This window comes from Pedobacter sp. BAL39, assembly GCF_000170795.1.
Classification (GTDB): domain Bacteria; phylum Bacteroidota; class Bacteroidia; order Sphingobacteriales; family Sphingobacteriaceae; genus Pedobacter.
Genome location: NZ_ABCM01000001.1, coordinates 310175 through 333084 on the forward strand (window position 1 = coordinate 310175; position 22910 = coordinate 333084).

Annotated in this window: 18 protein-coding genes; 6 read left to right on the forward strand and 12 right to left on the reverse strand. The window is 44.1% G+C overall.

Going from position 1 to position 22910, the window contains the following annotated elements; all coding sequences use genetic code 11:
• Window positions 1–47 precede the first annotated feature (47 nt).
• Genes PBAL39_RS01440 through PBAL39_RS01450 form a run of 3 tightly spaced genes read left to right on the forward strand, consistent with a single transcriptional unit; the run spans window position 48 to window position 3848 of the window.
• On the forward strand, window positions 48–2483 hold the full coding sequence (locus PBAL39_RS01440; protein ID WP_008237487.1) for a penicillin acylase family protein: 2436 nt from the start codon (window positions 48–50) through the stop codon (window positions 2481–2483).
• 4 nt (window positions 2484–2487) lie between these two features.
• On the forward strand, window positions 2488–2841 hold the full coding sequence (locus PBAL39_RS01445; RefSeq protein ID WP_008237488.1) for a hypothetical protein: 354 nt from the start codon (window positions 2488–2490) through the stop codon (window positions 2839–2841).
• Between the two features lie 23 nt (window positions 2842–2864).
• A complete protein-coding gene (locus PBAL39_RS01450) occupies window positions 2865–3848 on the forward strand; it encodes an acyltransferase (protein WP_008237489.1) in 984 nt (327 codons plus the stop codon).
• Between the two features lie 132 nt (window positions 3849–3980).
• Here PBAL39_RS01450 and tyrS read toward each other — a convergent pair whose 3' ends face one another.
• Window positions 3981–5267: a tyrosine--tRNA ligase gene (tyrS, locus tag PBAL39_RS01455; protein ID WP_008237490.1), complete on the reverse strand. Its 1287-nt coding sequence runs from the start codon at window positions 5265–5267 to the stop codon at window positions 3981–3983.
• A gap of 63 nt (window positions 5268–5330) precedes the next feature.
• Between tyrS and PBAL39_RS01460 the strand changes: the two genes are divergently transcribed.
• From PBAL39_RS01460 to dapA, 3 genes are all read left to right on the forward strand, one after another.
• Window positions 5331–6008, forward strand: a complete 678-nt coding sequence (locus PBAL39_RS01460; RefSeq protein ID WP_039865922.1) for an ACP phosphodiesterase — start codon at window positions 5331–5333, stop codon at window positions 6006–6008.
• A 106-nt stretch (window positions 6009–6114) separates the two neighbouring features.
• A complete protein-coding gene (ligA, locus tag PBAL39_RS01465) occupies window positions 6115–8130 on the forward strand; it encodes an NAD-dependent DNA ligase LigA (RefSeq protein ID WP_008237500.1) in 2016 nt (671 codons plus the stop codon).
• 6 nt (window positions 8131–8136) lie between these two features.
• A complete protein-coding gene (dapA, locus tag PBAL39_RS01470) occupies window positions 8137–9036 on the forward strand; it encodes a 4-hydroxy-tetrahydrodipicolinate synthase (protein WP_008237501.1) in 900 nt (299 codons plus the stop codon).
• A 107-nt stretch (window positions 9037–9143) separates the two neighbouring features.
• On the opposite strand, the gene PBAL39_RS01475 is transcribed toward dapA, so the two are convergent.
• The 11 genes from PBAL39_RS01475 to PBAL39_RS01525 form a co-directional block, all read right to left on the reverse strand.
• Window positions 9144–9323 carry a hypothetical protein gene (locus PBAL39_RS01475; RefSeq protein ID WP_008237502.1) on the reverse strand — a complete coding sequence of 60 codons (180 nt, stop codon included), beginning with the start codon at window positions 9321–9323 and terminating at the stop codon, window positions 9144–9146.
• A 251-nt stretch (window positions 9324–9574) separates the two neighbouring features.
• On the reverse strand, window positions 9575–10816 hold the full coding sequence (locus PBAL39_RS01480) for an aminotransferase class I/II-fold pyridoxal phosphate-dependent enzyme (protein WP_008237503.1): 1242 nt from the start codon (window positions 10814–10816) through the stop codon (window positions 9575–9577).
• 164 nt (window positions 10817–10980) lie between these two features.
• Window positions 10981–12615 (reverse strand): cell division protein FtsZ, encoded by a 1635-nt coding sequence (gene ftsZ / locus PBAL39_RS01485; protein ID WP_008237504.1) that lies wholly within the window; start codon window positions 12613–12615, stop codon window positions 10981–10983.
• A 129-nt stretch (window positions 12616–12744) separates the two neighbouring features.
• Window positions 12745–14106, reverse strand: a complete 1362-nt coding sequence (ftsA, locus tag PBAL39_RS01490) for a cell division protein FtsA (protein ID WP_008237505.1) — start codon at window positions 14104–14106, stop codon at window positions 12745–12747.
• A gap of 27 nt (window positions 14107–14133) precedes the next feature.
• Window positions 14134–15222, reverse strand: a complete 1089-nt coding sequence (locus PBAL39_RS01495) for a cell division protein FtsQ/DivIB (RefSeq protein WP_008237508.1) — start codon at window positions 15220–15222, stop codon at window positions 14134–14136.
• Complete coding sequence (gene murC, locus PBAL39_RS01500; RefSeq protein ID WP_008237510.1) at window positions 15215–16570, reverse strand: UDP-N-acetylmuramate--L-alanine ligase; 1356 nt, start codon at window positions 16568–16570, stop codon at window positions 15215–15217. Before murC ends, PBAL39_RS01495 begins: the two co-directional genes overlap by 8 nt.
• Entirely contained in the window at window positions 16561–17682 is a 1122-nt protein-coding gene (gene murG, locus PBAL39_RS01505; RefSeq protein WP_008237512.1) for an undecaprenyldiphospho-muramoylpentapeptide beta-N-acetylglucosaminyltransferase, read from the reverse strand. The genes murC and murG overlap by 10 nt, the downstream gene beginning before the upstream one ends.
• Before the next feature lie 10 nt (window positions 17683–17692).
• On the reverse strand, window positions 17693–18859 hold the full coding sequence (locus PBAL39_RS01510) for an FtsW/RodA/SpoVE family cell cycle protein (protein WP_008237513.1): 1167 nt from the start codon (window positions 18857–18859) through the stop codon (window positions 17693–17695).
• Between the two features lie 3 nt (window positions 18860–18862).
• Window positions 18863–20206 (reverse strand): UDP-N-acetylmuramoyl-L-alanine--D-glutamate ligase, encoded by a 1344-nt coding sequence (gene murD / locus PBAL39_RS01515; protein WP_008237514.1) that lies wholly within the window; start codon window positions 20204–20206, stop codon window positions 18863–18865.
• On the reverse strand, window positions 20206–21453 hold the full coding sequence (gene mraY, locus PBAL39_RS01520) for a phospho-N-acetylmuramoyl-pentapeptide-transferase (protein ID WP_008237515.1): 1248 nt from the start codon (window positions 21451–21453) through the stop codon (window positions 20206–20208). Before mraY ends, murD begins: the two co-directional genes overlap by 1 nt.
• Window positions 21453–22910, reverse strand: a complete 1458-nt coding sequence (locus tag PBAL39_RS01525; protein ID WP_008237516.1) for a UDP-N-acetylmuramoyl-L-alanyl-D-glutamate--2,6-diaminopimelate ligase — start codon at window positions 22908–22910, stop codon at window positions 21453–21455. Before PBAL39_RS01525 ends, mraY begins: the two co-directional genes overlap by 1 nt.

Here is a 22910-nt window from a genome sequence, read left to right on the forward strand (position 1 = left end):
ACTGATCACCTATATATTTGATATCGAGCAGATTTAATTTCGTCTTAATGAACAAAATAAAAGCATTTATTTGCCTTCTGATTCCTATACTGCTGGCTTATGCCGGAAATACCAAGTTCGGCGACCTGCCACCTATCGTCAAATTCCTGAACCCTTTTACTGGTTTCTGGCAGAATGCCGAGCGTAATACGATCAAGGCAAAAAAATCATTGGTGCTGAAAGGAACCAAAGAAAAGGTATCTATCGCATTTGACGACCGCATGATCCCCCATATTTTTGCTAAAAATGACCACGACCTCTATTTTGCACAGGGATATGTAACAGCCATGCACCGTTTATGGCAAATGGACTTCCAAACCAGGTATGCTGCCGGAAGGCTATCTGAGGTGGTCGGAAAAAAAGCGATTGAGGTTGACCGTTATCAGCGTCGGATGGGTATGGTTTATGGCGCTGAGCAATCGCTGAAAGGAATGATGGCAGACCCTAAATCCAGGGAAATGATTCTTGCCTATACTGCTGGCATTAATGCCTACATTCATCGGCTCAGCCCCGCAAAGCTTCCAGTGGAGTACAAATTACTGGATTTCACTCCGGAAGACTGGACGCCAATAAAATGCGCACTGTTGCTAAAGCAGATGTCAGCCGTACTTGCCATGGGTTCCGATGAATTTTACATGAGTAACATCAGGAAGAAGTTTGGCACAGCCGTCGTTAAAGACCTTTTTCCGGACTACCCTTTTAAAGAAGACCCCATTATTCCCATAGGCACATCATGGGATTTTAAGCCATTGGCCATCCCTGAAGCACCGGTTATTGTTGAAAAACCGGGAATCGCTGACGTCAGTACCAAGCAGAAAGAAGACGGTATAGGCAGCAACAACTGGGCATTGTCAGGCGCAAAAACACGCTCAGGTTATCCAATTCTGGCAAACGACCCGCACCTGGACCTCAGTCTTCCTTCGATATGGTACCAGATTCAATTGCATGCCCCAGGGGTGAATGCTTATGGCGTTTCTCTACCTGGCGCACCAGGGATCATTATCGGCTTCAACAATGACATCGCCTGGGGAGTAACCAATGTTGCCGCAGATGTACTCGATTTTTACCAGATTAAGTTCAAAGACGATAGCCACCAAAACTATTGGTATAACAACAAATGGAACAAAACTAGATCCAGAGTTGAAAAGATAAAAATCCGTGGGACTTCCACAGAGCTCGACACCGTGTTTTACACCCATCATGGACCTGTAGTATACCTGGAAAAACCGGAAAAATACACCGCTGCCAACAACATCCCTACAGGCAGTGCCCTGCGCTGGATCGCACACGAACAATCCAATGAGCTCAAGACTTTTTACCTGCTCAACAGAAGCCACAACTACGCTGACTATAGGAAAGCTTTGATCTCCTATACTGCTCCTGCACAGAACTTTGTTTTTGCTTCAAAGGACAACGACATTGCCATCACTGCCAATGGTAAGTTCCCGCTGAAGTGGAAGGATCAGGGCAAGTTTGTTCTTGATGGTGCCGACCCCAAAAATGACTGGCGTGGATGGATCCCTGCAGAGCAAAACCCAACGGTAAAAAACCCATCGAGGAACTTTGTAAGTTCCGCAAACCAATCCTCTACGGATCCATCTTATCCGTACTACATCAATTGGGAATTCAGTGCTTACGATCGTGGAAAGCGGATCAATGACCGGCTATCGGTCATGACCAAGGCTACTGCAGACAGCATCCGGCTGATGCAATCCGATTCTTACAGCATTTTCGCGCAAAATATACTGCCAACTATCAGCTCCATGATCGACATCAACGGGTTAAATGCCACACAAAAAGAAGCATTCAGGATCACCTCAGAATGGAATAAATTTTATGAGGCTACTGCTTTGGGTGCTACGATCTTTGAGCTGTGGGCAAAACGACTCACGGACAACATCTGGAAGGACGAATTCGATGTTGCCGGCATCCCCATGCGTTATCCTTCACGGGACAGGACCGTCCAGCTGATCCTTCATGAGCAGCAATCCAAATGGATCGACAACATTAAGACGCCTGTAAAGGAAAGCTTAAGCGACCTGGTGAATGAAGCCTTTAAATACACCTGCGACAGTCTTGAGCGCAAGTATGGTGCCATAGGAAAATCCTGGGCCTGGGCAAATGTAAAAAACACCAACATCCGCCACCTGGCAAGAATTCCCGGGCTCGGTTCGAACACCCTGATGATTGGCGGCGGTAAAATGACTATTAATGCCCTAGGTGAGCACAATGGCCCTTCATGGAGGATGGTGGTTGAGCTTGGCAAAAAGCCAAAGGGACACGGTGTATACCCCGGTGGACAATCAGGCAATCCCGGCAGTCGGTTCTATGACAACATGATCGATACCTGGGCCAACGGACAGCTTTACGACCTTTACTTTATGCAGTCTGCGGATGATGCCTCAGCAAAAATTATTTCTCAGTTAACCATATCAAAAAAATAAACAAATGGTTTTTATTGTCATTATCATCGCCTCGTACCTGCTGCAAATGGTCATGCCATGGTGGATCGTGGTAGTTGTATCTTTTGCAACCTGTGGTCTTATAGGCAAAACGGGTAAGATCGCCTTGTGGTCCCCATTTTTTGCTATTCTGTTGCTATGGCTTGGCATGTCACTATTCGAAAGTATTCCTAATGACCATTTGCTCGCCAAAAAAGTTGCGGTAATGTTCGGCGTACAGGCCTGGTGGATCATCCTCGCTTTAGGTGCAATCCTGGGCGCATTTGTCGCCGCTGTAAGTGGTTTCTGTGGTTATCATTTCCGAAAAGCAGTGTTGCAGAAAAAAACCGAAACAGAATAAACTTTGTTCCGTATTTTTGCACCGTGAAAGACATCATCGCACAAATCTTTTCGATCAGCAATAACAAACAGTTTGAGCAGACCTGTATGCAGGTTTTTAGACATCAGGCCTTAAACTGCCAGGTCTACCAGTCCTACATTTTTCATCTTGGTATAGATATAGAAACTATTGAAACAAGCGCCCAGATCCCGTATCTGCCTATTAGCTTCTTTAAAAGCCATCCGGTACTCAGCAGTAAAGATCCCGTAAAGATCACATTCAGCAGTTCCGGTACCACCGGACAAAGTCAGAGCCAGCATTTGGTTACAGACCTTAAAGTATACGAACAAAGCTTTAGCACGGCCTTTGAGCACTTCTACGGAAAAATCAATGGCACCTGTTTTCTCGCACTGCTCCCTTCTTATTTGGAGCGTGAGGGCTCCTCACTGATTTATATGGTTGACGCCTTGATTAGGGATAGCAAACATCCTGAGAGCGGCTATTACCTGCATAATCACCGGGATTTGTATGAAAAGTTGTTGAAACTTAAATCAGAAAGACAAAAAACCATTCTTATAGGAGTTACCTATGCGTTATTGGATTTTATAGAGCAATATAAGCTTTCATTTCCGGAGTTGGTCGTCATGGAAACAGGCGGAATGAAAGGAAAAAGAAAAGAAATGGTGAGGGAAGAGCTTCATGAACAGTTGGAGAACGGCTTTGGCGTTAACGCGATACACAGTGAATATGGAATGACGGAACTGCTCGGGCAAGCCTATTCCGATGGCTTGGGTATTTTCCGATGCCCACCATGGATACAGATCAACCTGAGGGATACGAATGACCCATTGAGTGTGGCCGGAGAAGGAAGGTCAGGCGGCATCAATGTGATCGACCTCTCCAACATCAACTCCTGCGCTTTTATTGCCACGCAAGACCTCGGCCGATTGTTGCCGGATGGCTCCTTTGAAGTACTTGGCCGTTTTGACAATGCCGATATCAGGGGTTGTAATTTATTGATAAACTGACGCCATCATCTATCCGATCTCTGTAAAGCTACAGCGTGACGGCTCACAGCTTAAAAAGAAAAGGCACCGATAAAAAACGGTGCCTTTTCTTAAATATTAAATAATCGATTACCCACAATGGATATCGGTAATTTACTTTGCAATCAGCAGAAAATAATTCTTTTTCCCCTTCTGCACGATCAGAAACTGGTCATTCAGCAGGTCAGCAACCGAAACTAGCTGAGATGCTTCTTTGATCTTCTCCTTATTCAGCGAAACTCCTCCGCCCTGTATGGTTTTCTTAGCCTCTCCTTTTGATGGAAAAACACTCGTTTTCTCCGCCAGTATTGTTGCGGCATCAATCCCTGCCGTCAGCTCCTCTTTCGCAATGAGGTATTGTGGGATTCCTTCAAAAATCTCCAGCACCTGTGCTTCAGTTAGTGTATTGAAAAACTCAAGTGAACCATTCCCAAACAAAAACTCAGAAGTTTTAATAGCCGTTTCCAGTGCTTCAGCAGAATGCGTTCTCACGGTGATATCTTCAGCAAGCGCCTTCTGAAGAATTCTCAAATGAGGCGCTTCATTATGCTGTTGTTCCAGTATCTCGATCTCTTCCTGAGTTTTCAGTGTAAATATTCTGATCCATTTTTTTGTGTCGTCATCGGAAGCATTCAGCCAAAACTGGTAAAATTTATATGGAGAGGTCTTCTCCGGATCTAGCCATACTGCGCCGCTCTCAGTTTTTCCAAATTTTGTACCATCAGCCTTTTTGATCAGCTGTGTGGTAATTGCAAATGCAGTACCAGCATCTTTACGTCTGATCAGCTCAGTACCGGTCACAATGTTGCCCCACTGATCAGAACCACCCATTTGTACCAGACAATTATTGTTTTTCCAAAGGTAGTAGAAATCATACCCCTGAATGAGCTGGTAGCAAAACTCAGTAAACGAAAGACCAGAGTCACCCTCCAGGCGTCGCTTCACACTGTCCTTGGCCATCATATAGTTCACCGTAATGTGCTTACCTACGTCTCTGATAAATGTGAAAAGGCTCATGTCTTTAAACCAGTCGGCGTTGTTCACCATAACAGCCCCATTTTCCTCCGAATTAAAGGTCAGAAACTTAGAAAGCTGACGTTTCATTCCTGCAAGGTTGTGGGCTACCATCTCCTCCGTCTGCAGGTTCCGTTCGTCAGACTTTCCTGAAGGATCACCAACCATTCCCGTTGCACCACCTACCAGAGCATAAGGCTTATGTCCGGCGCGTTGAAAGTGAATCAGAGTCATGATTTGTGTTAGGTGCCCAACATGCAACGAATCCGCAGTAGGGTCAAAACCTATATAACCTGATGTCATGCCTTCATTTAACTTTTCCTCGGTACCGGGCATCATGTCCTGCAACATGCCTCTCCAACGTAATTCTTCAACGAAATTGGTCATTATTATATCCTTTTGGGGCAAATATAGGAAAAGCTTGTTTAAAAAATCTCTACATTTAAGCTTATGAACTTCCTATCCCACTATTATTTCGATAGCCGCAACCACGATGACAATATGGTGATAGGCGTTGTCTTACCCGACTTTATTAAAAATGCAGAGAAAGATTGTAACCTCTATCCACTGAAAACACCGGAACTGTTCAAGCCCTTCTCCATCCAGAGTGCCATACTCAGTGGATGGGAACGACACGTCAGGGTGGACCAGTTATTTCATACCTCCACATTCTTCAGCACACAAAGTCACGCGCTCAAGCTACTCATCCTCCCAGCCTGCGAAGGGAGCCCTGTAAAGCCGTTCTTCCTGGCACATATTGGCCTCGAACTCTTGCTGGATCACTTGCTCATCACTCACAACCTGGTCAACATCAACAGGTTTTATGAACAGCTGGAAAATGCCGACAAAAATGCAATCGACAGCTTCCTCAAAAATGCAGGTATGACCAACACCGATCTCTTTTTCCGCTTTCTGAACAACTTCATCTCCAGCCGATACCTGCTCAGTTATCAAAAGATCGAAAACATCTCTTATGCACTCCAACAAATATGCAAAAGAATATGGGCAGATCCCTTCACCGAAGATCAGATCGGGATGTTGAATGCGCAGCTGGAAGTTTTCAGGCAACAGATTGAGCATGATTATCTTTCGATATTCGAGGATATTCAAAATACAATAGGCGGTTAAACTCATAAAGATCTTCGATAACCATCCCGGCTGGCAATGCATCCAGCTTAAAAATTATTTCACCGATTCTGAATTAGCTGCCCTGCCGATTTTGTATCTTCGCGATATGTCAAAAAACGAGGTTAAGGACAAGATGGACGCATTGGTTAAGGAGCTTAACCAACACACATATGATTACTATGTACTGGCAATGCCCACCATTGCCGATTATGAATTTGATCGGAAACTCGCAGCGCTGAACAAGCTGGAACAACAATATCCAGAATATGCAGATCCCAACTCCCCTACGCAGCAAGTGGGCGGCGACATCACAAAAAACTTCACTACTGTTGCACACAAATGGCCCATGCTTTCCCTCGGGAACACTTATAACGAGCAGGACCTTCGCGACTTTGATGAGCGGGTGAGAAAGGCAATAGGTGATCAGTTCCAATATGTCTGTGAACTCAAATTTGACGGTGTATCCATTAGTCTTACCTATGAAGATCAAAAACTTTTACGGGCAGTGACGCGGGGCGATGGTACAAAAGGAGATGATGTAACGACCAATGTCAAAACTATCAGAAATATCCCTCACAAACTCAGCAGCGGTACTATTCCTTCTTTATTTGAGATCCGGGGAGAGATCCTGATGCACCGCGCAGCCTTTGAGCGCCTCAATAAAGAACGTGAGGAGCTTGGTGAGGTTACTTACGCAAATCCGAGAAATTTTGCCGCTGGGACTGTTAAAATGCAGGATTCGAGAGAAGTCGCTAAACGTCCGCTTGATTGTTTCCTTTACTACTTCAATACAGATAAAAGTCCATTTAAAACTCATTGGGAAAGTCTTGAAACTTTAAAGTCATGGGGATTTCATGTCTCAGAGCATTCGCGATTGGGCAATACGATTGAAGAGGTCCTTGAATTCATTAGCTACTGGGAAAAAGAACGGTTTAACTTGTCGTATGACATTGATGGCATCGTCATCAAAGTAAACAGCTATGCTCAGCAGGCAGAACTGGGATTCACTGCAAAATCACCCAGATGGGCCATATCCTACAAATATAAGGCTCAGGAGGTAGAAACCATACTGGAAAGGGTAACCTATCAGGTAGGACGAACAGGTGCTGTCACTCCGGTAGCCAACCTAAAACCCGTGCTGTTGGCGGGAACAACCGTAAAAAGGGCAACATTACATAACGCCAACGAAATCGAACGCCTTGACCTCCATGAAGGGGACAGCGTATTTGTTGAAAAAGGTGGAGAGATCATTCCTAAAATCATTAATGTCAATTTAGATAAACGGGAAAATGGAGCAGTAAAGATCATCTATCCTACCCAATGTCCTGAATGTGGAACGACACTAATTCGAAAAGAAGGCGAGGTTGCTTACTATTGTCCGAATGATGAAGCCTGTCCTCCACAAATCGTTGGAAAAATACAGCATTTCATCGGACGTAAGGCCATGGATATTGACGGATTAGGAGATGAAACTATTGAAACATGTTATCAGCATGGATTATTAAAACACATCAGCGATCTGTATGTACTTCATCAACGCACTGAAGAACTAAAGGCTATCGACAGGTTTGGCGAACGTTCTATTGAAAATATGCTCAAGGGCATCGAAAGTTCCAAGCAGATGCCTTTTGCAAAAGTGCTCTTCGGATTGGGAATCAGGTATGTTGGTGAAACTGTAGCCAGAAAACTCGCAGTGGCTACAAAAAACATTGACACCTTAGCTACTGCCAGCCTGGAGACACTGACGGCCATAGATGAAATCGGCCAGCGCATCGCTGAAAGTATCATAGAATACTTTGCGAAGCCCGAACATATCCAACAAATTGAGTTGTTGAAAAGCTACGGATTGCAGTTTGAAAGTGATGAAAAAGAAATTGAACTGCAAAGTGACAAATTAACTGGAAAAACATTCGTAATTTCGGGAGTTTTTGAAAACTACAGCAGAGAAGAGCTCAAGGAAATCATTGAGCTCAACGGAGGTAAAATACTGAGCAGCATTTCTGCCAAACTAAATTTCCTTGTCGCGGGCGACAATATGGGTCCCTCTAAACTGGAAAAAGCAAAAAAATTAAATATCCCACTGATTTCTCAGGATGAGTTATTGGCATTATTGAACAACTAAACAAAAATGAATAAATTTCACGGAACGGGCGTCGCAGTAGTGACCCCCTTTAATACAGATGGAACGGTAGATTATGAAGGACTGAAAGGCCTCATCAATTACCTTATCGAAGGAAAAGTTGAATACCTGGTATCTTTAGGTACTACAGGAGAAGCATCAACCCTAAATAAGGACGAGAAGAAGAAAATCTGGGAATTTACCGCTGAAATTAACAACGGCCGCCTACCACTGGTAGCTGGGATAGGCGGGAATGATACTGCAGCCACTGTCGATAACATCAGAACATTTGAGGCTAATGGATACGATGCGATCTTATCTGCGAGCCCTTATTATAACAAACCAACTCAGGAAGGTATTTACCAGCATTACAAGGCATTGGCGGAAGCAAGTGCACTACCGCTGTTCCTGTACAATGTACCTGGCCGCACCGCCAGTAATGTGAGCCCGGAAACTACCTGCAGACTGGCCAGTGATTTCAAGAACATCATCGGCACAAAGGAAGCATCCGGAAACTTCGATCAGTTCAACCAGATCATGAGGGACAAACCAGCAGATTTCATGCTGATCTCCGGCGATGATCCTGTAGCCCTTCCCATGATTGCGCTCGGTGCCGTGGGTGTCATCTCTGTGATCGGAAATGCACTGCCTAGGCAGCTTTCAGATATGATCAGGCTTTGCCTGAGCGGAGACTTTAACCGTGCAGCCCATCTGCATCTGGATCTCATCGAGTTTACCAGAATGATGTTTGCTGAGGGGAACCCTGCGGGAGCGAAGGCGGCATTGAAACACTTCGGTATCTGCGAAGACTACCTGCGTCTGCCGCTGGTTCCGGTGTCGTCAGACCTACGCCGGTCGATCATAAGTGAAACTGAAAAAATAGTGTCTAAAACCACACTGGCTGTGTAACAACAAGTACCCTACTTCGTTAACTATCAGATACCCGTTGATCTCATATAATAAAAAAGCGCCCTGGTAAAAACCAAGGCGCTTTTTCTTTGCAATAAAGCCTTTCTTTATGATGCTTTGTTTTTGGTGTCCTGAACCTCAAGACGAATGGCCTGAGCCAGGTTTTTAAGGTCTTGCATCCCTTTACGTAAGCGGGTTCCTGCTGCGCTGTTAGCTTTATTGTAGAATTTGTCTGCATCTGCTTCTAAAGCGGCAACAAGTTCCTTTACTTCGTTAAATTTTTTCATCGTTAATTTACTCCTTTTAGTTTTTTAAAGTTTTGATTGATACTCTGTTACTAAAGTAAGATGTTTATTTTAATAAACAAATAGTTGTCCTATTATTTGAGAAGCCAAAAACTTCTTTTTTTCCACAATAGGGCGTTTTAAACAGCAGAAAATGACTATGCTTTCCTCATTTTCAGATGATTAGAATAGCCTACAAAACAGAAACGGCCTTGAATACACTTTCAAGGCCGTTTTTAGTTATTTAATTGCCGTTAAGCCATGGAGAACTGGTTCTCTTTATAATAGCCACTTTTCAATTTCTCGGAAACCTCACTAAAGGCGTCCAGGGTCCGCTGTACGTCCTCCATTGTATGTACCGCGGTTGGGATCAGACGAAGCTCAATCAATCCCTTAGGGATCACAGGATAAACCACAATCGAACAGAAGATACCATAGTTCTCACGAAGGTCCATTGTCAGCGCAGTAGCTTCAAGCAACTCTCCCTTCAAAAATACCGGTGTAACCATTGTGTTCGTAACCCCAAGGTCAAAACCGCGTTCTTTAAGGCCATTCTGAAGTGTGGTAGCAACCTTCCAGAGATTAGCCCTCAACTCCGGACTATTTTTAAGCAGTTCCAGGCGTTTCAACAAACCAATTACCATTGGCATTGGAAGAGCCTTTGCAAAAGTCTGAGAGCGCATATTGTAACGCAGGAAGTTCGTAATTTCTTCCGTCGATGCTACAAATGCACCAATTCCAGCCATTGATTTGGCAAAAGTACCAAAGTATACATCCACTCCGTCGATACAATCCTGTTCTTCATGTGTACCCGCTCCGGTTGGACCCATCGTTCCGAATCCATGTGCATCGTCAATCAGCAGGCGGAAGTTAAATTCCTTTTTAAGATCAACCAGTTCTTTTAATTTACCTTGTGCACCAGACATTCCAAACACACCTTCAGTAATCAAAAGGATTCCTCCACCACTCTGTTCAACCAGTTTGCTAGCGCGCTCTAACTGCTTGCGTGCGCTGTCAATATCGTTATGCTGGTATACAAAACGTTTACCCATATGCAGACGTAAACCGTCAATGATACAGGCATGCGATTCCGCATCGTATACAATCACATCATTTCTATCTACCAGGGCATCAATAATAGACACCATCCCCTGATAACCATAATTCAACAGGAAAGCATCAGGTTTACCTACAAATGCTGCCAGCTCCTGCTCTAGTTGCTCATGATACTTAGAGTTTCCAGACATCATTCTGGCCCCCATAGGGTAAGCCATTCCGAATTCTGTTGCACCCTTCATGTCCGCTTCTCTTACTTCAGGATGATTTGCCAGTCCGAGGTAGTTATTCAAGCTCCATACCAGATGCTCTTTACCACGAAAATTCATGTGAGGTGCGATTTCTCCTTCCAGCTTAGGAAAAGAGAAATAACCATGCGACCACTTTTGGTGTTGACCAATAGGGCCCATGCGCTGTGCTACTTTATCAAAAATATCCAATGTATTATGTATTAAATTATATATCTTTTTTTTGCAAATTTAATGTTAATATGCCTCAATCGCAATTTTCCTGTCCGATCTTACACAGACACAACACAGTATGCAATTTTATCAAAAAAGCCTTAGTAGGAGATACTAAGGCTTCTTGTATTTATGCATTCACATTAATCCACGTTATCGTGAAGGAATGAGTTATTAGGTCTGATCTCTGTTGATCCATCTTCATCATTACTCAACGTAAATCTGGATACCTGTGACTCCGACGAGTGTTGTACCTGTTGCAACTGCATTTGTTTGCGCTTATAAGCAGGCTCATTCTCCAGCTCCTGTAAGCCATTGCTGGTCCTTAACTTCATACTAAGGTCTTTCAGCCTTAAAATCCTTTCTTTAGATTTTTTCAGCTGATCCTCGATAGATTCATCATTCTTGTCGTCGTCAGCGCCCGGAATGACCACCTCTTCTCTTTGTGGGGCTACATCATTATTGAAAACAGATTCAGGTTTCTCAAAAACAAAATCAGTCTCCGCTACTTTGATTTCAAACTCGAAAGAAGGCTCAGGTTGCTTTTCTACTGCAGGCTGCTCCTCTTCTACCAGTGTATGTCTCACAATCACACTTTCCTGTTCTTCAACCTTTCTCGGCTGATTGCCCTGGAACATGTCTCCGAAAAGATCAGATTGTTTGATCTCTTCTTTAGCTTTCAACACTGGCTCATTTGATACCGGCTCAGCTTTTGGGGCGATGAAAGAATTTACAGGCTCTACTGGTTTCACCAATGGTGCCTCTTCAGGAGTAAGCAAAGAGATCTTCTTCACATTCTTTTTCTCCTCATCACGTTGCTCTGTAGTTTGGAAACCGGTAGCAATGATCGTAACCGAAAGCTTATCTTCCAGATTTTCATCAATACAGTTACCCCAGATCAGGTCTGCAGATAAACCCGCTTTATCCTGGATATAATCTGTGATGATTGTCACCTCATCCATCGTCACCTCACGTAAACCGGAGCTGATGTTAAGGAGGATATACCTAGCTCCTTCAATCTCGTTATCTTTAAGCAATGGCGAAGCCAAAGCTCCTTCAACAGCATTTAAAGCACGGTTTTCTCCATCACAGGCATAGCTACCCATGATCGAAACACCACTATCCTTCATCACCGTACGGACATCTTTGAAATCCACGTTGATGTAACCAGGAACAGTAATAATCTCTGCGATACCTTTTGCTGCGGTAGTCAAAATATCATCCGCCTGCGCAAAGGCTGAACCCAGTGTCAGGTTACCAAAAATCTCACGCAACCTGTCATTGGAAATGACCAGATAAGAATCTACATATTTTTTAAGCTCATCCAGACCGTCATTTGCCTGCATCTTACGCCTTTTCCCCTCAAAGGCGAAAGGTGTAGTCACAATGGCAACAGTCAGGATATCCAATTCCTTTGCTGCCTTCGCGATGATCGGGCTTGCACCAGTACCGGTACCACCACCCATTCCCGCAGTGATGAACAACATTTTTGTCGTGCTGCCCAGCATCTGCTTAATGTCATCAATATTTTCTATCGCAGAATTTTTTCCTACTTCCGGGATTGAGCCTGCACCCATTCCTTCGGTTAAGCTTGCACCCAATTGTACCTTGTTAGGAATAGGACTAAACTCCAATGCCTGGGCATCAGTATTACAAATTATAAAGTCTACTCCAGTAATTCCTTGACGGTACATATGGTTTACCGCATTACCACCACCGCCACCAACACCAATAACCTTGATGATTGATGACTTATCTTTTAACATTTCAAACTGCATATCTTTATGAATCAGTGATTTAAAAATTGGGTTTTCCTGTTCATCTTACCATGTAATATTAACACTTTTTTAACAGGCGTTTTCCACAAGTGTTGGTAATGTGGAAAAATCGTTTATTGTGGATAACTATTAAGGTTTGATATAATCTTCGTCGCTCACATTCATGTCGTCCTTGATGAAATCCTTAGTTTTTGCCAGCAATTTATCAAACAGACCACCTCCAGAACGTTTTGTTTTTTCTTTCACATCTTTTGCCTTCTCCACATACACACCTGGCTGTTTCATTTCCTCAATCAGCTCCTCAGCTTTTTGAATTCCTTTAATCAGCAAGCCTACGCTGGTCGCATACATTGGGCTTTTCAGATCGTCATAAATCGTTTTCGGCATGTCTTCATACTTTGACAGATGCTCGTTTGGATAACCTACACGGCAGTCCAGACCAGTCACGTACTCCACCAGCTGGGATAAGTGTTTCAACAATGCTCCACCACCAGTAATGACGACACCACCAATCAGCTTCTTCTCATAACCTGAAGATTTGATTTCATAATACACATGCTCAATGATCTCTTCCATACGGGCCTGGATGACATAAGCAAGGTTTTTCACTGAAATCTCTTTAGGCTCCCTTCCTCTCAACCCGGGAACACAAATGATCTCATTTTCTTTATTCTCTTCTGCCAATGCTGAACCAAAACGTGTTTTCAACAATTCAGCCTGATTTCTCATCACTGAGCACCCCTCGCGGATGTCCTCCGTAACGCTGTTTCCTCCAAATGGGATCACAGCAGTATGACGGATGATGCCTTCGTGAAAAATGGCAATATCTGTTGTGCCACCGCCAATATCAACAAGCGCAATACCCGCCTCCTTCTCTTCCTCGCTCAACACCGATTCAGAAGAAGCCAGCGGCTCCAGGATCAACTCCTGAGTCTGCAGACCTGCATTGGTCACACACCTCATGATGTTTTTTACAGCCGTCACCTGACCGGAAATGATGTGGAAATTCGCCTCCAGACGCACTCCAGCCATCCCTATAGGATCTTTTACTCCAGGCTCATTGTCAATCGTGAACTCCTGTGGCAACACATGAATGATCTCTTCTCCCGGGGGCATCACCAGTTTGAACATATCATCAATTAATTTGTCTATATCTTTCTTGCTGATCTCATTATTCAGTTCCCTACGCGTCAGAATCCCGCGGTGTTGTAAACTTTTAATGTGCTGACCGGCAATACCAACGTTCACCACCCGAATTTCCACATTCGACTGTCCGCTGGCCAGTTCCACGGCCTGAGAGATGCCCTGTACTGTTTTCTGGATATTCGAAACCACACCGCGGGTAACGCCCGCTGATTCCGCCTTCCCGATGCCTAATACTTCTATTTTTGCATGCTGCGTACGCCGACCAACGATCACGCAGATTTTGGTAGTACCAATATCCAATCCTACTACGATCGGAGATTGCACGATAGCTTTTTCTTTGCCCATAACTATATCGATTTGTTGAGTTTTATATTATTTGTTTTTCCTGGTATCTGTCTTAACTTTTTCCTTTGCTGATGCCGGTTTCTGTGCTGCCCCCGGTTTTGTTGTCGAACTCACAACAGGTTTATTAGCAGCTGACGTTGGCTTTGCTTGCTTCTTCTCCGCCTTCGGAGGATCAGGTCGTGGTTTTGCTCCAACTTTCAGCCTCCCCTCATCATCAAGCTGATCATTTTTAATCTCCTGTGCAATCTGCTGCCTCACCAATGCATCAATCACCGGTTTATTTGCGGCAACAGTATCCTTCACTACCGGTCTTGGCGCAACCTTCACTTTTACTGAATCTGCTTTACTCTTTTCACAAACCACCTGGTTCGTATATTTAATATTAATGGTCTTATAAGTATCCCACCCCACTTTTGGCATTGCCTGTTTATAAAAAGCAAGCAGATTTCTCATCTTCACATCCAAAGAGTCTGCAGAGCCCAGGATGATCCTTTGATTGCCCACCCTTGGTATCAACTCTATTTCTTTTTTCTCATTCACGTACAACTGTTCAATCTGGGCGTCCCAAAGGGTATCTTTCTTTATAAATGCTGCTGTCGTATATAAATCAACTGCCAGTTTAGTAATGAGTGTATCTACCTTTCCACCGAAATGCTCCAGAATATTTCCATTCGCAGCCAGCACATTCGCTGTAAAATTTGGAGATACCGGCATCTTAAGCCCGTCACTATCAATATAATAATCCTGCCCACCGGAGTTGATCACCCTTAGGATCGGTTGACGCTGCTTCACCTCCACGTGAATCACTCCATCCATATCCGCATACACTGTTGCCATCGCGATGTAGGGATTGGCTTTCATCTTCTTCTCAATCTCCTGAAGATTGATTCCTTCCAGTTGTCGCCCGATCAACTGCCCCTGACTCTGCTTTAATATGGCATCAATCTCCTCACGCTCAATAAAATTGTCCGCACCGGGAATCAGGATTTTGATATTCGTGCAGGTTACTGTATGCTTTTTGCGGTCCACAAAACTCATCAGAACCACCACTCCGCTCAGACAAACCATCCAGGCAAAACATTTAAATACCGATTTCCAATTGATTCTTTTAAGCATTTGTCAACAGCGCTTTAAGTGGTTCAATCAATGTATCTATGTCTCCGGCACCAACTGTCAACAGCAGCTCCGGTTTTCTCATTCTTATTTTCTCCAGCACTTCATCTTTGGCACATACTTCTTTCCTGTCCAAGGTAATTTTTTCCAGTAGATACTCCGCGTCGATTCCCTCAAGAGGCAACTCCCTTGCTGGATAAATGTCTAGCAACAACAAATCATCTACCGTACCGAGTACTTTTGCAAAATCATCGGCAAAGTCACGTGTCCTCGTAAACAAATGCGGTTGGAATACCGCAGTAAGTTTTTTCTCGGGATACAACTGCCTGATCGCACCGAAACAGGCTTTCAGCTCCTCCGGATGGTGTGCATAATCATCGATATAAACATACTCCGATGTATTCACAATATATTCAAACCTTCGTTTTACTCCCTTAAAATTACCAATTGCCTTTTTCACCAATTCCGGCTCAATTCCCAACCTCAATGCTACGGCAATCGCTGCCACCGCGTTCTCCACATTGTGCCTTCCCGGAACCATCAGCTGGAGATCAGCAATACTGAAATCACCATCCACATAATCAAATACAAATCTTGCACCCTCCACGCGAATGTTTGTTCCCATCAGCCTACCTTCATCTACTGCACTATAACTTATGCCCTGTTGCAAAGGCAAACCAGCTTTCACATACAATGTACCTTCCTTCTTTAACTGACCTGCAAACAAACCGAACGACTCTACCAGTTGCGATGCATCCCCGTAGATATCAAGGTGATCGGCGTCCATTGAAGTAACCACGGCAATATCCGGGTGCAGGGTTAAAAAAGAACGATCATACTCATCTGCCTCCACCACGACTACATCATTATTGCCCAGCAAAAAGTTACTGTTGTAGTTTGAAGCAATTCCTCCGAGAAAAGCAGTGCAGCCAAAACCAGTATCTGTCAGCACATGTGCAATGATCGAAGAGGTAGTTGTCTTTCCGTGTGTACCAGCAACAGCAATGCAAAACTGCCCTTTACTAATGATACCCAGGACTTCAGAGCGCTTTTTAAGATCGAAAGCCTGTGCTTTGAAATAGCTCAGAATCAGACTATCCTTCGGAATGGCTGGCGTGTATACGACCAATAAATCTTCCGCAGGCACGTCAAACAACGCAGGTACAGAAGCCGCTACATCAGCGTAGGAAATATCTATACCTTCCTGTTCCAGTGCAATTGTCAGCGCGGTCCGGGTTTTATCATACCCATATACGGCCGCACCACGGTTCTTAAAATACCGGGCAATAGCACTCATACCAATCCCCCCGATTCCCACGAAATAAACATTTTTGATCCTGCTTAATTCCATGAATGACCTCCTTTCTTTGCCAGGTCCATGACCTCATCTGCAATGAGGTCATCTGCATTTGGCAATGCCATCCTGCCTATATTTTCAGCGAAATTTTCCATTCGCGTACTGTCTTTCAATAAAGCCAATGCTTCAGCAACAAGAATATCCTCAGCAGACCGGTCTGCAATTAAAAAGGCCGCATTGTTTTTTACCAAAGCCATTGCATTTTTAGTCTGGTGGTCTTCAGCTACATTTGGCGAAGGCACCAGAATCACCGGCTTGCGGATCAGGCAAAGCTCTGCAATAGTTCCTGCACCGGCACGCGAGATGATCACATCCGCTGCCGCATAAGCCATATCCATTTTATTCAAAAACTCCAGGATTCGTACATTAGGATGAAAATTCAGACCCATGCGCTCCACAATGCCTTTATAATAATATTTCCCAGTCTGCCAGATTAATTGTACATCCGCCTCAAGCAATGCAGTGATGTGCTTTTCTATACTTTTGTTCAGCGTTCCAGCTCCCAGACTTCCACCTGTCACCAATATCGTTTTCTTCAGGGGATCAAGGCTCAGCATTTCTGCTCCCGCAAAACGTTTGTTCTCAATGTCGACTACATCTTTGCGTACAGGATTACCTGTTTTCATCAATTTATCAGCAGGAAAAAACTGCTCCATCCCATCAAAAGCTACACAAACCTTAGACGCATTTTTCCCCAGCCACTTGTTGGTCACGCCCGCATAGGAATTCTGCTCCTGAATCAGGTAAGGCACTTTTTTCAATGACGCCGCAAAAAGGATTGGCCCTGATGCGTAACCTCCAACTCCAACAACTACATCGGGTTTAAAATCAGCGATCAGCCTGAGGGCTTTGCGCATACTTCCAATCAACTTAAATGGCAGACCTAAATTTTTGGAAATAGAGCCCCTCTGGATTCCGCTGATATTTAAACCGACAATCTGATATCCGGCAGCAGGAACCTTTTCCATTTCCATCCTGCCATTTGCGCCGACGAATAATATTTCGCAGCCGGGCTCCATACGCCTCAACGCATTCGCAATGGATATCGCCGGAAATATATGTCCGCCGGTACCACCACCTGAAATAATTATTCTTGTTGCACTCATCTTTTCTATGTTATGCCATCGCCGGAATCTCGCCGACAATCACTTTTTTATTACTTTGTTCCTCCACATCCCTGCTCACACTAAGGATAATCCCAAAGGCAATACTAGTGAAGATCATCGATGTCCCTCCCATACTTACCAATGGCAATGGCACCCCTGTTACAGGGCCCAAACCTACAGCAACCGCCATGTTGGCAAATGCCTGTATCGTCAGACTAAAACTCAGGCCCGCTGCCAGCAATGCCCCGAAGGCCTTCGGACTCTGCGTCACAATCCGCACACAACGGTACAGCAATACCAGGTATAAGACAATCACCATTAAGGCACCGGTCAGTCCATACTCCTCCACGATAATGGCGAAGATAAAATCTGAGTACGGATGCGGAAGAAAGTTGCGCTGGGTACTGTTACCAGGCCCTTTTCCAAATACCCCTCCAGTTGCCAATGCAATCTTCGACTGATCTGCCTGATAGGTTTTATCTGAATTTTGTTTCTCCGGATGTAAAAATGAATTTACCCTTGATTTATATGTACCGGCCCTAGGTCCAAGAAACACAATAAACAACAACAATACAGAACCACCGGCACAAACCATGAGGATTTGCTTGATGCTAATTCTTCCGATAATCAGCAACAGAATACTTACACCAAACAACATGATCGCCGTCGAAAGGTTAGCCCAGGCAATCAGCGCGAAAACAACACACACAGAGCCCATAATCGGGATGAATGCCTTTTTTACATCTTTAATATTTTCCTGCTTTTTAGTCAGCATCCTCGCCAAAAAGGTAATCAGTGCAAGTTTTGCCAAATCCGAAGTCTGAAAAGTCAGACCGATAACCGGAATCTTGACCCACCTCGAAGCTTCGTTGATGTTCGCCCCAAAGATCGCCGTATAAAACAGCAATGGAATGGTAATGATCATCAATATTTTAGAGATGCCTGCGTAATATTTATAATCCAGTAAGTGAGCAATATAGATCATCCCTATCCCCATAATCACAAAAATCAAGTGTTTGGTCAGTAATACCTTTTCCACCGTCTTGTTGACTTTATAGGCATAAGTTCCCGTAGCACTATATACCGTGAGTATAGAGATCAGCGACAAAAGGATAATGATCAGCCATATCCAGCGATCTCCTTTTGTTTTATCCAGAAGCTTACTTATCGCTACCATAATTTATAGTTCTTTGACAGCGGCCTTAAACTGGTTGCCCCTGTCTTCATAATTTTTAAACAAATCAAAGCTTGCGCATGCTGGCGACAACAATACAGTATTGCCCTTTTTTGCCAGATGATAGGCCACCTGCACCGCCTCATGTGCGGAGAACGTATTCACAATCACTTCCACATCATCTTCAAAAGCTTCGTGAATCCGCTTGTTATCCTTACCTAAACATACAATCGCCCTTACTTTCTGACGCACCATATCTTTCAGCATCTCATAGTCGTTACCTTTATCTACACCACCCATAATGAGGATCACGTCCGTATTCACACTTTCCAGCGCATACCATGTAGAGTTGACATTGGTAGCCTTTGAGTCGTTGATGTACTCCACACCAGAAATTTTTGCCACATGCTCCAGCCGGTGTTCCACATTCTTGAAATCGCCCATACTCTCACGAATGGTCGCATTTCGTATATCCAGTACTTTAGCTACAATGCCGGAAGCCATGGAGTTGTAGATATTGTGTTTGCCTTGCAGCGCTAAATCAGTAATAGACATGGTTAGTTGGTCGTTTAAGTTTATATTGATGTGTATGTTGTTACTCTCTAAATAAGCACCTTGCTCAATGTGTTTTCTAATCGAAAAAGGATACATTCTTGATTCTACCTTCTGCTGTTTCATTGCCTTCAGAGTCTCTTCGTCGTCTGCGCAATAGATGAAACTATCGTCTTCCGACTGGTTTTGGGCGATGCGCATCTTTGAGGCGGCATAGTTACCCAGCTTATAATCGTACCGGTCCAGATGGTCTGGCGTGATGTTCAACAGCACTGCTACATCCGCCCTGAAATCGTACATATCATCGAGCATAAAACTTGATATCTCCAGCACGTACCAGTCATATTCCGCGGTGGCAACCTGTGCAGCGAAGCTATTCCCTATATTCCCAGCCAGCCCCACATTTAAGCCTGCATGTTTCAGGATATGGTAAGTCAGCAAACTGGTCGTCGTTTTCCCGTTAGACCCTGTAATACAAATGGTTTTCGCATGTGTATATCTTTTTGCAAACTCAATCTCAGAAATCACAGGTATTTTATTCTTTTTAATTTCTTTAATCACCGGAGTTTTTTCAGGAATACCCGGGCTCTTAATGATTTCCGCGGCAGTAAGGATACGTTCCATGGTATGTTGCTGCTCCTCAAAGGCAATATTCAGCTCATTCAGTCTCGCTTTATATTGCGAAGGGATCACACCAAAATCCGAAACAAAAACATCATAACCATGCTTCTGTGCCAGCATTGCTGCACCTACGCCGCTCTCACCGGCTCCTAATATGACGATGCGCTGCTTGTTCATTATCGTAATTTCAAGGTGATGATGGTAATAATTGCCAGCAGGATACCGATAATCCAAAAACGGGTCACGATCTTAGCCTCATGATAACCTTTTTTCTGATAGTGATGGTGTAATGGCGACATCAGGAATACCCTGCGCCCCTCACCAAAACGTTTTTTTGTATATTTAAAATAGCTGACCTGGATGATGACCGACAAATTCTCCAACAAAAATATTCCGCATAATATTGGAATTAATAACTCCTTACGGATCATGATTGCAAAGGCAGCAATAATACCGCCTATAGCCAAACTGCCGGTATCTCCCATAAATACCTGTGCGGGATAGGAATTATACCATAAAAAACCAACACACGCACCTACAAAAGCACCTGCGAAGATCATCAGCTCCCCGGAATTTGGGATATATACAATATTCAGGTAATCAGCAAAAACTGTATTTCCAGATACATAAGCGAGCAAGCCCAGCGTCACACCAATGATTGCTGACGTGCCTGTCGCCAGGCCATCAATCCCATCAGTAATGTTCGCCCCGTTGGAAACTGCAGTTACAATAGTCACTACGAAAAAGAGAAATACAAATACAGCATATTGCTCATATCCTTCTCCTAAAAACTTCAGGACCTTAGCATAATCAAACTCATTGTTCTTATAAAAAGGGACGTTGGTAACTGTTGACTTTACATCCTGGCTATAATAATAGTTATTGGTTCCCTTGCGGAGTACCATTGGCGCTTCGCTTTTGATTGCTCCAGGCTCTCCGACCGTCTGACGGACGACAATGTTTGGATTGAAATACATCGTCCAGCCAATGATCAAAGCTAAGCCAACCTGTCCTACAATCTTAAATCTTCCTGCAAGCCCTTCCTTATTTTTCCTGAATACCTTAATATAATCGTCAACAAAACCAATCACTCCCATCCAGACTGTAGTGATGATCATCAGCAATACATAAACATTGGAAAGATTCGCCAGCAGCAACGTAGGCACAAGGATCCCCATAAGGATCATCAAGCCGCCCATTGTCGGCGTTCCCTGTTTTTGCATCTGCCCCTCGAGCCCTAGATTCCTTACGGTCTCTCCCACCTGCATTTTTCGCAGGTAATCGATGATGCGTCGTCCAAAAACAGTGGTAATAATCAGCGAAATGATCACAGCCAATGACGTCCGGAAAGTAATGTAGGAGAACAACCTCAACCCCGGGAAGTCATAATGCTGATTTAGATATTCAAATAAAAAATATAACATTAGCTGATGAGGTTTAGTTGTTCGGTTAATATTTCTTTATCATCAAAGTGATATTTCACACCATTGATATCCTGATACTTTTCGTGACCTTTCCCCGCCAGGACGATAATGTCGCCTGGTTTAGCCAGATGACACGCAGTTTTTATCGCTTCCCTTCTATCCAGGATACTCAACGTCTTGCGTTTGTTTGTCGGTGAAACACCAGCCTCCATCTCACTGAGTATGGTTTGCGGATCTTCGGTACGTGGATTATCGGAAGTCAGAATCACCTTATCACTCCAGTCACAAGCCACTTGTGCCATCACCGGACGTTTCGTTTTATCCCTGTCGCCGCCACATCCAATAATGGTAATCACCTGTTCAGTGCCTTTGCGGATATCCTGAATGGTACTCAACACATTCTGAACGGCATCCGGTGTATGTGCATAATCTACGATCCCTATGATCTGCTGTTTAGAGCTCACATAATCAAACCGTCCTTCAGCACCGGTCAGGTTACTTAGTGCAGTCAGTACTGCAAGCTGCTCCTCACCCAACATCATCGCCGTACCGTAAACGGCCAGCAGATTATATGCGTTAAAGGAACCAACGAGCTTAAAAAAGACGTCAGCCTGATCAATATCCAGGTGTAATCCGCTGAAACTATTTTCAATGATCTTCGCCTTGAAGTCCGCCAGCTGTTTTAAGGCATATGTCTTTTTGGTAGCTTTTGTATTCTGCAGCATGACCATTCCATTTCTGTCGTCCAGATTGGTTAACGCAAAGGCATTTGCAGGAAGGACATCGAAAAATGCTTTTTTTGCTTTGATGTAATTGTCGAATGTATGATGAAAGTCGAGGTGATCATGTGTGATGTTTGAAAACACACCACCCCTGAAGGTCAGACCTTCAATTCTATGCTGACTTACCGCATGGGAGCTCACCTCCATGAAACAGTATTCACAACCGTCATCTACCATCGACTGCAACAGCTCATTCAGCGCAATAGGGTCTGGCGTCGTGTGCGTGGAAGGCACAACAACATCATTGATATGGTTCTGCACTGTCGAGATCAAGCCCACCCCATAACCAAGTTCCCTAAAAAGCTTAAACAACAAGGTTGCAATGGTCGTCTTGCCGTTCGTACCTGTAATACCTATTAATTTCAGCTTCGACGAGGGATGTCCATAAAAATTCGCCGCCATTTGTCCAAGTGCGACCGAACTATTTTCAACCTGTATGTAAGTCGCCAGTTCGCGGCGGATTTCAGGAAGCACCTCGCATATCACCACAGAAGCTCCCGCCTCCACCGTATCATCGATATATTGATGCCCATCAGACATTGTGCCCCTGATGGCAAAAAACACGGAATCTTTTACCACTTTACGGGAATCAAATACGAGCGCAGTTACCTCCCTGCTGGTATTTCCAACAAGGCTGGTTATCGTAATTCCATATAAAACATCCTGTAACTGCAT